General features: G+C 66.0%; 16 protein-coding genes and 3 pseudogenes. 14 read left to right on the forward strand and 5 right to left on the reverse strand.

All coding sequences use genetic code 11. The annotated features are described in order from the left end of the window. Positions 1 to 551: 551 nt before the first annotated feature. A complete protein-coding gene (locus EI73_RS16365) occupies positions 552 to 851 on the reverse strand; it encodes a hypothetical protein (RefSeq protein WP_156103594.1) in 300 nt (99 codons plus the stop codon). A gap of 81 nt (positions 852 to 932) precedes the next feature. Here EI73_RS16365 and EI73_RS13100 point away from each other — a divergent pair, with 81 nt between their 5' ends. The 6 genes from EI73_RS13100 (at position 933) to EI73_RS13125 (ending at position 5,433) form a co-directional block, all read left to right on the forward strand. Then, on the forward strand, positions 933 to 1,232 hold the full coding sequence (locus EI73_RS13100) for a hypothetical protein (protein ID WP_034383189.1): 300 nt from the start codon (positions 933 to 935) through the stop codon (positions 1,230 to 1,232). Further along, a complete protein-coding gene (locus EI73_RS13105; protein WP_034383192.1) occupies positions 1,233 to 1,697 on the forward strand; it encodes a hypothetical protein in 465 nt (154 codons plus the stop codon). 483 nt (positions 1,698 to 2,180) lie between these two features. Further along, positions 2,181 to 2,408, forward strand: coding sequence for a hypothetical protein (locus EI73_RS13110; RefSeq protein ID WP_034383195.1), 228 nt, complete (start codon positions 2,181 to 2,183; stop codon positions 2,406 to 2,408). An 832-nt stretch (positions 2,409 to 3,240) separates the two neighbouring features. Continuing rightward, positions 3,241 to 4,479: a hypothetical protein gene (locus EI73_RS13115; protein WP_156103432.1), complete on the forward strand. Its 1,239-nt coding sequence runs from the start codon at positions 3,241 to 3,243 to the stop codon at positions 4,477 to 4,479. After that, on the forward strand, positions 4,476 to 5,213 hold the full coding sequence (locus EI73_RS13120; RefSeq protein ID WP_034383200.1) for a hypothetical protein: 738 nt from the start codon (positions 4,476 to 4,478) through the stop codon (positions 5,211 to 5,213). The genes EI73_RS13115 and EI73_RS13120 overlap by 4 nt, the downstream gene beginning before the upstream one ends. 1 nt (position 5,214) lies before the next feature. Beyond that, positions 5,215 to 5,433: a hypothetical protein gene (locus tag EI73_RS13125; protein WP_034383201.1), complete on the forward strand. Its 219-nt coding sequence runs from the start codon at positions 5,215 to 5,217 to the stop codon at positions 5,431 to 5,433. Positions 5,434 to 5,536: 103 nt separating this feature from the next. Here the strand turns inward: EI73_RS13125 and EI73_RS15680 are convergent, their stop codons facing one another. The 4 genes and pseudogenes from EI73_RS15680 to EI73_RS16985 all read right to left on the reverse strand — a co-directional run. Continuing rightward, positions 5,537 to 6,919: a recombinase family protein gene (locus tag EI73_RS15680; protein WP_051935353.1), complete on the reverse strand. Its 1,383-nt coding sequence runs from the start codon at positions 6,917 to 6,919 to the stop codon at positions 5,537 to 5,539. Positions 6,920 to 6,956: 37 nt separating this feature from the next. After that, a complete protein-coding gene (locus tag EI73_RS16555; RefSeq protein WP_156103426.1) occupies positions 6,957 to 7,424 on the reverse strand; it encodes a hypothetical protein in 468 nt (155 codons plus the stop codon). Between the two features lie 163 nt (positions 7,425 to 7,587). Beyond that, positions 7,588 to 7,746, reverse strand: a pseudogene (locus EI73_RS16980) (S24 family peptidase); the annotation flags it as partial. A 236-nt stretch (positions 7,747 to 7,982) separates the two neighbouring features. Further along, positions 7,983 to 8,210 (reverse strand): annotated as a pseudogene (locus tag EI73_RS16985) (helix-turn-helix domain-containing protein); the annotation flags it as partial. A gap of 101 nt (positions 8,211 to 8,311) precedes the next feature. On the opposite strand from EI73_RS16985, the pseudogene EI73_RS16990 reads away from it, so the two are divergent. From EI73_RS16990 to EI73_RS13170, 8 genes and pseudogenes are all read left to right on the forward strand, one after another. Continuing rightward, positions 8,312 to 8,494, forward strand: a pseudogene (locus EI73_RS16990) (helix-turn-helix domain-containing protein); the annotation flags it as partial. 155 nt (positions 8,495 to 8,649) lie between these two features. Continuing rightward, positions 8,650 to 8,850 carry a hypothetical protein gene (locus tag EI73_RS16735; protein WP_231557356.1) on the forward strand — a complete coding sequence of 67 codons (201 nt, stop codon included), beginning with the start codon at positions 8,650 to 8,652 and terminating at the stop codon, positions 8,848 to 8,850. Between the two features lie 81 nt (positions 8,851 to 8,931). Beyond that, positions 8,932 to 9,135: a hypothetical protein gene (locus tag EI73_RS13145; RefSeq protein ID WP_034388421.1), complete on the forward strand. Its 204-nt coding sequence runs from the start codon at positions 8,932 to 8,934 to the stop codon at positions 9,133 to 9,135. Beyond that, a complete protein-coding gene (locus EI73_RS13150; RefSeq protein WP_034383128.1) occupies positions 9,132 to 9,317 on the forward strand; it encodes a hypothetical protein in 186 nt (61 codons plus the stop codon). The genes EI73_RS13145 and EI73_RS13150 overlap by 4 nt, the downstream gene beginning before the upstream one ends. Then, on the forward strand, positions 9,314 to 9,502 hold the full coding sequence (locus tag EI73_RS13155) for a hypothetical protein (RefSeq protein WP_034388423.1): 189 nt from the start codon (positions 9,314 to 9,316) through the stop codon (positions 9,500 to 9,502). The genes EI73_RS13150 and EI73_RS13155 overlap by 4 nt, the downstream gene beginning before the upstream one ends. Before the next feature lie 297 nt (positions 9,503 to 9,799). Then, complete coding sequence (locus EI73_RS13160; protein WP_034383131.1) at positions 9,800 to 10,078, forward strand: hypothetical protein; 279 nt, start codon at positions 9,800 to 9,802, stop codon at positions 10,076 to 10,078. A 252-nt stretch (positions 10,079 to 10,330) separates the two neighbouring features. Then, complete coding sequence (locus EI73_RS16370) at positions 10,331 to 10,669, forward strand: hypothetical protein (protein WP_197050779.1); 339 nt, start codon at positions 10,331 to 10,333, stop codon at positions 10,667 to 10,669. A 357-nt stretch (positions 10,670 to 11,026) separates the two neighbouring features. Beyond that, on the forward strand, positions 11,027 to 11,311 hold the full coding sequence (locus EI73_RS13170; protein ID WP_034388428.1) for a hypothetical protein: 285 nt from the start codon (positions 11,027 to 11,029) through the stop codon (positions 11,309 to 11,311). The last annotated feature ends 44 nt before the right edge of the window (positions 11,312 to 11,355 follow it).

An 11,355-nucleotide genomic window follows, 5' to 3' on the forward strand; every position in this document is an offset into this window, starting at 1 on the left:
CGGGCAGTTCGGGCGGCTTCACCCCGGCCGGGAGCAGCTCGGGCACGGGCGGCTTCGGCGTGTCTGCGGGGCGGTACTACTGATGCGGGCCGCAGCGTCCGTGGTGCTGCTGCTCGCGGCTCTCTCCGCCGGGCGGGGGGTGGGCTTCCTGATGACGCGCCGACAGGGCCAGGAGCAGGCCCCGGCGGCCACGCCTAGCCGGCCTCCGGCCTGCCCGCCATCGCGGTCGGGGAGCCGGTGGCCGATCAGGGCAAGGTCTGGATGGGGGCACGCCGCCAGACATCTTTGATGAGACGCGGCCCCTGCCGAGCGGGGCGGCGACCTCCTCTTTCGTGCAGCGGGGAACGCAACCGCGCCTGCGGTGAGGGTGGATCCTGTCCTGCGGGTGGCATCGGACGTGATGTGGGCGGGTGGTACGCCGCCGTGGCTGTTCGATGAAACCCGTCCTTGGGCCAGCTTGCTGTGACGTTGCAGCCGTCGTTCGAGGCGGCTGAGGATCGAAACCCAGGAGAAAAACCCGTGAAGAAGGATTCTGGAATGGAGCTCATCCGTCAGGGCGCATACACCGCCGTTGGCGGCCTGCTGTCTACGGCGTGCTGGTGATGACGATCGGGCTGATTCGGTCGCGCCAGCCTCAGCCCCAAAGCCCAGGGCTGCGGCTGCGGGTGTGGGGGCGCGAAATAAGCCCGTGTGTCAAGACGTTCGTTTACACCAAAGGGAGTCGCATGCAGCGTCTGGTCGGCCTGCTGGTCATCGCGGTGGTGATCGTGATGCTGGCCCTCGCGGGCAACACGGTCTTCAGGAATGCCACCGCTGGACAGCACCTGGTCGCTGTTTTTAGGCAGTGTCATCGCCACCATCTTCGGGCTGCCCGAGGTGGCGGCACGCCTGAAGGAGAAGCGCGACGATCCGCCGGGCAGGGACGGTGACTGATGGCGACCCTGCTCGACGTCCTGTTCTTCGTCGCCCGGGTGGTGCTGGTCGTCTACTGCGTGCGGAACCTGCTGTTTCTGCTGAGCGGCACCACCCGCACCTATGCCGAGTGGAGCAAGGGCTTCGGCGGCTTCCTGTACATCGCCGGGGTCGTGCTCGACCTGGCCGGGCTGCGCGGGCTGGTGCCGGGCCGCGACGTGAGCCGGGTCATGAACGCCGTGGGCCTGGCGCTCGTCGCGCTGCCCACGGTGCTGCTGTGGGTCGCTCCCCGTCTCTACCACCGCCTGGAGGATTGCTGAATGTTCCCCGACCTGTCCAAGTTCGTCCCCATCCTGCAAAACGGCCTGGAGGACATGAAAAACTGCCTGGCCCACATCTACGCCGAGGTGAGGGCGGGCCGTGAGGCGGCCCAGGCCCAGAAGCGCGCGCTCGACTTCGAGTTCGGCGTGGTGGACGTGGCCGACAGCGCCCGGATCGCCCCGCGCCGCCTCGCCAGCCTGCCGGTGATCGTCGAGGCGACCACGGGCACCCGTGCCGACATTGATCTTGAGCAGCTGAACCAGGGGCGGGCGGTGAGCCGCGGCTTCTACGCCAACCTGGGCGACGCGGCCTTCAAGGTCACGCTGATCGGCCTGGGTGGGCAGGCCAGCACGTCCCACACCGTGCCGCCTGCCACCACGATCAGCCTGACGTGCCTGGTGAGCCGCGTGATCATCGATCCCGGCCCGGACGGTCCCGCCTTCTACCAGCTGTACATGCAGTGAGGTACCCATGACCAAAAAGAGCCCCGTGCTGATCCTGCTGCCCGTGCTGGGCCTGGCTGGTGGCGTGGCTGGCGTGCTGGTGTGGCGACAGCGGCAGCCACGGCCTCCGGCTGCCGCAGGAGTGACTGAGGCGCCACGAGTTGCCTCCAGCGAGCTGCTGTCGAGCACGCCTACCCCTGCGCCCACCCCGGTAGCCGCGGCTGCACCTCACGTTTCTACGTCCTCCTCTGGTGTTCCGGCGGTCGGTACGTCGCCCACCCTCGCTGTAGCGCTGTCCCGGTTGTCCCGGCCGTCCCCCTTGCTTCAGAGAACGCAACCGCCCGCCGTGCGGCCCCATCCAGCGTTTAGCCAGGCGGGTTCGTCGGCTCCTGTGCCTGCGCCACTGCCGCAACCAGCACCGCCGCAACCAGCCCTGCCGCAACCAGCCCCTCTTCCTCCTTCCCCGCCCCCCGCGAAGAGCTATCCCTGCCGGTGGTGCGGGATATGGGGACCAGCGTGCTGCTGGTGCGGCCTGCCGAATATGTGCCCCAGGTTCGCGTACGCCTCACCGACGGTCGCTATAGCCCGGCCTTTGGCGGCGAGGGCGGCATCATGATCAACGGCGAGGGCCTGAACGTGGCCAAGAACAGCGCCAGTCACCCCAATAACGGCCTGGCCGCGCTGGAGGTGCGGCGCAGCGACGGCAGTGGCTGGGTGCAGGTGTGGCCTTGAGACGCTCGGAGCGGCTGGCCGAATTTTTTTTGAAGGCGGCGCAGTCTATGTGAGCCCGCGGGGGATCGCAACAACGGGATGGTGGGAGATTTGGACCCAGGAGAGGGATGGGCACCCTGGGTATCTCTTCGCCCGTTCAGATACGCACACCGCCTACGGTGATTCACTGGAAAGCAGCCAGCAAGCGCTGAATAAATGGTTTGAATACCACTTACGGCGCTTCTCCTTCCTGAATTTTCTTCATGTCCTGACTATCCCGGAGGGCTGGCATCTGGTTGGAGGCTACGAGTCGTCGAATGTCTGGTATGCCGTGATCAGCGATGATCCGGCTGACGCTCCCTTTCGGCCATCGTGGGTTTTTGGGGAAGGTAGATCGCCAGAGGTGACGTATGCCCCTGGTGACTGTGTCGGTGCGGGCCTCTATGTGGGTGGGGGATATGTACCCCCTACAACGTGGGATTCGTGACCTGGGAAGGACATTGGGATAGCCAACCAGCCATTCAATACGAGCTTATTCCTGAGCAGCGCAATACAGGCCAACAAGCTCGGACGCACAGCATCACTCCACTTGAGTCCGTCATGCGTATGGTTGTGGTTCCTGATCCTGGGAGCGGATTTGAGCCAGTGGTGGTCAGCGTGACGCGCTGCGCGGTGTGCCGGGTCGTGTTTCATACCCCTCCAGAATTGCTGGCTGAGCTCCCTACGGCGGGCCATGAGCGGCTATGGAATACGCGGCGTTTGATGCGGCGCGGTCTGGCAAATGGGGGAGAGGTGCGTGAGCGCAAGACATGGGCGGTACCGCTGTAGGGCTAGCAACGGTTGAGGGAACCTGATGAGGCGACTGTTTACAACGATGCAGGCTCTTCCGAGGAATCGGAAGAATCAACTCTATCTGCGGGATTACATGCTCGATGAGCCGCATGACCTGCTCCAGTTCCTCACCCTGAGCCTACTGGCGGCGGTCATGGAAGATGAAGGCAAGGACCTGGATGTGCATGGGCTTTTGGCGCTCTCGGGTGTGCGTGCGGTGGGCACACGCCTGACGGTGTCCTACGTCGCGGCCATCGTGCGTGGGGTGCCGGTGGTTCTGAAAAACGCCGAAGTGGAAACTGCCGGGATGACGCCCGGGGCACAGATGGCCCTCTACGTGACTGCGGATCCATTGTATTCAGCACACGACACCCAAGATCCCGCCACAAAGGAGCACCTGACGCACGAGCTGGCCACGGGGTATGGGCAGCTGCGGGTGCTGCCGTTGAGTCCAGAAACAGACCTGCACGCCTCGGGCGTGCGCCTGGCTACATTTACGGCGGGTTCACCCATGACAAGTGTGCGGATCGAGGCTCCCAATTTGGGGCTGCGGGGGTTGGCGAGCCGCTACGGCCCAGACAACCCCGTCCCCCTCTCCACTGATTTTCTGCCCGCCACACTGGTGCCGGAGGCGTTGGAACTGGCACAGTTTGTGGGGGAGCGAGTGCCGGGTATTTACGGTGATTTCACGACGCCCAACCGCACGACATACTTGGCTGGGGTGCGCCTGCAAAATGATCCAGCCAATCCGCCCGATGGTGAGGGGCGAGTGCTACGGCTGTACCGGGTGTTGGATGGGGCCCTGTTGGCGGAGGCTGAGGGGACAGTTCAGGGAAATGTAATACGCCCCATATTCCCGGAGCCGGTGGAGCTGGCCCCCAATACCCTGTATCGCCTGGCAATGTGCGGTCCTGGGGATGCCTGGGTAACCATGGGTGGAAATCGGGCATCGCTGCCCCCTGCGGAGGGCTTTGCCTTCGGGCATGCGGGAATCTGGTGGAGTAGTCGGAGCGCTATGCCCAGCGACCAGGACAACGACCGACGCGCGAACCAGGCTCCACAGTGGCAGCTCCTCGTCTCCTCTGGTGTAGCCCGCTCCGGTGTTGTGGGCCGTCTAGGCCGGAGCGCGCTGCCCCGCTCGACAACGGCTCTCCCCCTGGTGGATGGTGAGGCCTACATCCTGGCGGTGCCAGGTGCGGCCCCCGAGCTGCGCGCACGAGAAGGGGGAGTGGAATACCGCGTGCAGATGGTGCCCGTGTGAGGCGGAACGGCGCTCAGGCGGCCCTGCTCATCGGTGGCGTAGGTGCGGGTCTGGTGCTGCTCACCAACCGCGCCGCCACGCCGAAAAAAGTGGCACCCACACCAAGCACCCCACCCATCAGGGTGCCCACGACGCCCACCGTCCCCACCCCGACGGCACCCAGCGTGCCGCCCGCGAGGAGCAGCCGTTCCCGGTTGATCGATCAGTGCGAGGCGGCCATCTACGCCGAGATTCCGGCGCGGCGGCTCTCGCCCCAGGCGTCGCGGACCCTCGCGGTGAACCTGGTGACGGTGTGCGAGGAGCTCCACTATCCGCTTGACCTCGCCTTCGGGCACGCGCGGGCGGAAAGCGACCTGCAACTGCTCGCCCGCAACGCCAGCAGCGGCGCGGTGGGTCCCCTTCAGGTCACGAGCGTCGCGGCGCAGCAGGTGGGCATTCGCTGGCCGGTCGAATCGCCAGCGACGCAACTGGAGGTCGGCCTTCGCTACATGCTGTGGTTGCGGCGGACCTTCCCGGAGTGCAGCTCAAGCGTGAAGGTCACCCTCCAGCATTACGGCATGGGGCGTGGCAACTGGCTGAAGTACCGGGCGAATGGGTGCGCTGGGGCCTGCTTGAGCAAGGTGAGCGTCCTGCGTGCCGAATGCGGCTGCGGAAACCGGCCCTACAGTGCCCTCGTCATCGCCACCGCCAAGAAGTACCCGCAACTGCATACCGTCCCGTGGTGGGGGAACTGACATGAACGAACAGCAGAAGAATGTCCTGATGGGTGCGGGCATCATCGCCCTGGCCGTCATCGCCGGAAGTTTCATCATCGCCGACAAGCTCAGCCGGTCCCTAGAAGAGAAGAACTTCTGGGCGGGCAGCAACATTCCCGACGTGGCCCAGGACGTCCACAACGTCACGGGCGGGATCAGTCAGATCATCACGAACATCGGCGGCTGGACGCGAGCCTGAACTTTATACGACTGAACACCTATAGGTGATTAGGTGTGCACGCGTATAAACCAACTCCTTCAGCCTAACAGAGGGATTCTGCGGCCTGGCATTGCCCTGGTCCTCAGGGCGTGACTACGAATTCTACCGCGCCGCCTGCATGGACGCGCACCCCAATTCCGGCGACTCTCAAGGCCTCACCGAGGGGCAGGTCAGCCACTGCCCGAGTTGTCCGAGCTACCCATGTCTCCACGTCAAGCGGCGTCGGTGCCTCGACCGTGCTGAGGGCAGCGCGAGCGGCATCAATTCGGCGGCGCTCGGCGGCCAGCTCCTCCGGCGTGATCGCTCCGGCGCGCAGTGCACCCTTCCAGCGCTCCCACTCCGCATCGAGACGAGCGAGCTCCGTGGCCACTCTTCCTGGCCCCGATCCGGGCCGCTCGTGTACGCCGCGGGCCACAGCTTCGGCAAGCAACTTGGGCTCGCTCAGCAGCACGGCTAGCCCTTCAGCAACGACTTGGTGCAGCACATCGATGGGATAGGACCGCCGGTGCTCGCAGCGCCTCCCGGCGATCTTCAGCGTGCCCCGGCAATGGTAGTAGCGGTGCCGTACTGCCCCGTCTCTGGGCGTGGGGCTGTGGGCACTCATGGTGCTGCCGCACTCCCCGCACCGCGCCACCCCCTGAAGGTGGTAGATGTGCGCCAGTGTCCCAGCCCGCCCCGACCCCTTGAAGCGGCGCGCAACAGCGGCGTTCGTGCGCGCCCACTGCTCCGGGGTCACCAGCGCAGGCACCGCCAGCGTCAGGCGCTCCCCCTTGCGCCCGTAGCCGTACTCGCCCCGGTAGAGCGGATTGCGGATCAGGTTCAGCAGCGCTGTCTTGCCCCAGCGTGGCCGCCCCGTGGGGGAGGGGACGCCCAGGCGCTCCAGCTCGTCGAGCACCTGGTTCAGCCCGCGCCGTTCCACCTGCTCGAAGATCCAGGCCACGCGCGCCCCTGTCTCGGGGTCCGGCGCGCCGTCCTTCCAGCCGTAGGCCCGGATGGGCGCGACCGGCTGGCCCCTGTCACGCACCTTTGCCAGCTTGCCGCCGTACATCCGCGCCGTGATGCGGCGGCGCTCCTGGTCAGCGATCACGGCACGGATGCCGAAATTCAGCGCATGGCCGTCGTCCTCCAGGTCGAGCGGCCCCTCAAGGGCGCTGTGGACTCGCAGCCCAGCCCGCTGAAGTGCGCCCAGCATCGCGTAGGACAGCGGCACATCACGCGCCAGGCGGTCCTGCACACCCAGGATCACCACCGAGTACCCCGCCGCGTCCGCGAGGAGCTGCGTGAACTGTGCCCGCTCGTCGCGCGCCCCGCTGATCACGTCCACGTACACCCGCGCCACCCGCAGGCCCACACGCGCCGCATACGCCCGGCACTCGTGCTCCTGGGCGGCCAGCCCAAAGCGGCCCTCGGCCTGGTGCTTGCCCGACACGCGCAGGTAGATGGCGGCGGGGAGGGGAGAGGTCATAGTGGACACCCCCCCTCCCCACACGTTGCGGCTTCCTTCAGTTCTTCGTCATTGCGAACGTACCTGACCCCTTGTAGACGAAGCCGCCGTTCTCGCACACGAAATGATCCTCCGTCCCCTTGTAGAGATTGCTCGACACGAACTGACCGCTCACAACGGATTTGAGGATGTATGAGATGCCGTCCACCTTGCAGGCGGAGTCTCCCATTTGGAGAACCGTTATGTTGCTGTTGAGGGGATAGGCGGTCGAAGGCGTGTAAGTCCCTGAGATACTGAGAATATCGATAATTCCAGAACTTCCCTGCCACAGTGAGGTCGTAGACCACGAACCATTGACAGCATTGATGTTCATGTCCCAGGCACGTTGAACACCATTGACCGTCTCGGTGGCGACCCAAGCCCCACTGGGGTTGATATTGGCTGGGGGTGCTGTCACTGTGCTGCCGCTCCCGCAGGCAGCCAGGAGCAAAGGAAGAAGGCCACTCAATAGAAACAGTTTTTTCATGACGGGCGAAGTATTTGAGATAGTGAGTCACAGCACTCTTACAACCGCTTCCCGCGCGGCTGGTGCCAGTACACCCGCCCGATGATCGTCGCCTCATCGGCCGCGTGGGGCTGAAGTTGCTGTTGTCGCTGAACAGCCACCAGTCGTTCCCGAGTTGCCGCGCCCGCTTCACCACGATCCCATTCCCGTGGACGTGGACCACGTACACCTTGCCGTCCTGCAAGGTGAGGTCACGCGTGTCCACATACAGCCGGTCACCGTTGCGCAGTCCGTCCGTGTCGCCGTTGTCCATGCTCTCGCCGTCCACCTGGAGGCAGAGCATGTGCGGGCGGTACTCGTCGGCGGCGGGATACTCCCAGCCGATGATGCGCGCGTCCTGGTCGTCCGCCACGGCGCGCCCGCGCTGGCAAGGCCGATCACGGGGACGCGGTAGACGTTGTGTATAGGGGTGAGGAGCTGGGGGCCGGAACCGGCGATAGTCCAACCGTCATGATTCGCAGCTCCCAGGTCAATCCCCGTCGCCTCCTGCATTTGGCGCAATGTCCAGTTCAGGGCGTTTGCAAGACTGATCACCCGTGAGATAGCCACCTTCTCCAGAGGGGTCGCGCCGGTTTCAAGGGCTGAGATAGTGCGCTGCGAAAGAGCGTCGCCCGTTCGCGCGGCAACCTCTTCCTGCGACAGTTCGAGTTTCATCCGACGCTCGCGAAGAGCTTCGGCCCAGGCTGGGGTAGCCTTCTGCTTGCTGCGCGCTCTGGGGGTTGCCATAGGTAGGAGGTTCGCTAGCATCCGCTCGCTAGTACGAGAATGCTATACATTGAGTTGCGTTCCGCCTAACCTTTTGCCTCTATAGCATTGAAAAGCTAGCTGTAAGACTCTAGTATGAGTTCATGCCCGAGAATCCGTACGCGCTCAGCCAACTCAAACGGCTACGGGTCTGGCGTCGGCTTACCCAGAGTGAGCTGTCAGCGATTTCTGGGGTCAAAATTTCTACGATCCAGAAGCATGAGCGCGGCGCGATCCAGACGGCTTCTCTAGATATTGCTGCACCGTTGGCAGAGGCCCTAGGAGTCCCTATAGAGGCTCTTTTTTCGGCCAAGATTAGCAATCAAGTGCTAGAGCAACCAGACTCTGAAAAAGACGCAAATCCTTCCCCCAGGAGACACCCGATGAGCACTAACCCCCCCTTGCCCTATCCCTCCGTGCTGCTGTCGCCCTCTGCCCCGACGTGGTCGTTTCGCCCATGCTGGTGCGTGACCTGCTGCTGTACCTGCGCGCCACGGCACACGCCTACACGCTGGCGGCTGAGCTGCCGATGGCCGATCACCTGACCTCGCTCGCGGAGGAGCTGGAGAAGGCCGTGCGGGTGCCCACGCCTGCCCAGATGAGCGAGGCCGAACGGTATCTCGACCTGGAGCAGCGCCGATGACCGGCCTGGTGCTGGGCCTGCTGGCGCTTGCGGTGGCCACCGTGCGCGCGGGGGTGCGCCTGCGGGCCGCTCATCTGGACTGTGCTGGAGAGGTGGGGGCATGAGCGGCGCGGCGACGGTCACGCCGGGGTCAACCTGCCTGAACTGCGTGTGCGGGTCCTGGTGCAGCGCCTCCGCCTGGCAGCGTCTGCGCTCGAGTCGGTGGGCCATTCACATCTGCCCGCCCTGCTGCGCGAGGACGCGGCAGCCCTGGACCAGGCGCTGACCGAGCAGGTGGCCTCGTGAGGGGCCGCCGCAAGGACGCGCCGCGCCCCTACTTCGCGGGTGTGGTCATCGAGGGAGTCCCGGGGGGCGGCACGCCCGAGCAGGCCGCACGCCTGGTGGCCGAGCGATTGGCCCGGTACGCGGCGAGCCTGGTGCCCCCGCCGGTCAGCCCGCCCGCGAGCAGGAAAGAGGGTCCGGCTTGAGCCTGCCTACCCTTGACCGCAGTCTGGCCCGCTGCCCCAAGTGCGCTCACGAGGACGTGTGGATCATGGGCACACCCCTGCCCGCCCTGCGCGCCCAGCAACTCTCGCTGCGCTGCGACCGCTGCGCCCTCAGCGAGCCGCTGGGCTACACCACCCGCGCAGCCGCTACCTCTTCCCCTGGGTGATGCGGCGCTGGGGGGTCAGCCCGTGAGCCGCCAGGCCCGTGACCCGCCCGGTGGGGCCGTTCCCACAGCTCGCGGCGGGCAGAACGCTGTGGCTGCCCGCTCGACCCTCCCCCTCGACCTTCCCTAACCCGGCCGTCGAGGACCGGAACCCCCTCCCGAATCCACGGTTGGACGCCACGTCTGGGCCGTCCACAACGTTCCTTTTGCCCTTACCCGCCCCCGGTTGGCAGGTCGGTGTTGCTCCCCGATAGGGATGCCACTTCTTTGCCGTGCTGGCCGTCAAAAAAGGACTCCCCCATGACCCATTCAACGTCCGTTGTCCGTGCCTTCGCGGCTGTACCCAACGCCGCCCAGGTGGATTGCGTCGAGCTGAACCGCATCCCCAGCCTCGCCATTGACGCTTGCCAGCGCCTCGACGTGCCGGAACTCGAGCGCCTGGCCGCCCGGGTGGAGGCCATCGCGCGCCGCCACCCTACGAATCCGCGCGTGCTCGCCCTGGTGCGCCGCGCCGGGCACGCCGTGCAGTTCCAGCGGCGCAAGGCGGGGCGGATGCTGGAGGGGGCGGAGCTCGAGTGATTTCCCGCCTGCCAGCCGTTTCAGACGCGCAGTTGCAGCGGGAGGCCGCCGCCGCGAGCTGCTGCGTGCCCAGTTCGCCGCGAGGATGCAGGGGAAGCGGCCCCATCCCGGCTCGCCACCGCAATCCGGCCCGCGCCTGCTGTCCCGTGAGGACGCGCTGCGCGCCCTGGGCCTGGGCCGCCGGTCGGTCAAGGCTCAGCCCGTGCTGGCGCACTACGAGCCGCAACACGTCCGCACGCCGGTCGTCTTCCGGTGGACGCCCACGCAACGCCTCAGCCCGCTGGCGCGACCGGTGGGGCCGCCTGGGGCCAGGTGCTCACGTCGATCAGCTCCACCAGCCTTGCCGGAGGGCGGCTCTCGGGGGCGCAGGGCCGCAACCTGATCGCCATCGTGGAGGAACTGCGCAAGCGCTGCTACCTGCGCGTGAGTGCGTCCGGGCAGCCGGTGCAGGTCCGCGAGCAGGTGGTGTTGAAGGTGGATGGGGGACCACTGCTTTGCCCGGGCCTGCGGAATGAGCGTGGCGACCTTCTACCGGGCGCTGAGGCACCCGCTCGCCCATCTCTTCATCCGAACCCAAAAGGTGCAGCGTGAGGTGGCAGGCGAGCGGCGCAACGTGGGCACCCTCTTCACGGTCGCCATGTTCGAGCCCGACCTGCCGCCGAGCTGGAAGAGGCGTACTACGCGGAGCCGGTGGAACAAGACGGGATTTTTGTCGTCCTGGACTCACCCTCTCAATTTGAGAGGACTAAAGAACGACCCTTAGAAACTCAAAAACAAAAGGGCGTTGTGGAAAACCGCGAACCCCGGAATAAGGGTCGTTCGTCCCCAGTCGCCCCGCTCGCCGGTCAGGTTCAGGCGTGGCTCGACGCTGCGCCGCTGGCAACGAAAGGGGCGGCTGGGGTGGATTCGCACGGCGGAGATTTGGAAGGTTGTCTAGACAGATTGCGAGTGCAGCGGCCCGACCTCTGGGAACTCGCCACGCAGATCGCCATTCACCACGACGCGCCGGGCACGCACGCGGTGGCCGCCGTGGGCTACTACAAGGCGCTCGTTCATCTGGGGGTGCCGACGGTGCGCCGCTGTGTCCAGGCGGTCGAGCGCTACCGAATGCAGGGCCAGAACCTCACCAACCCCGGCGCGGTCCTGATGGCCCACCTCAACCGTGAGGCACGCGCGGCCACCGGCTACAACATCCGCGACCTGGGGACCGAGAAGGGCCAGGTGCTGACGTGAACGTGGGTACGTGGACAGCAGAACGGGGCGAAGCGCTGGCGGCC

Source organism: Deinococcus sp. YIM 77859 (assembly GCF_000745175.1).
In the GTDB taxonomy this organism is placed as follows: Bacteria; Deinococcota; Deinococci; order Deinococcales; family Deinococcaceae; genus Deinococcus.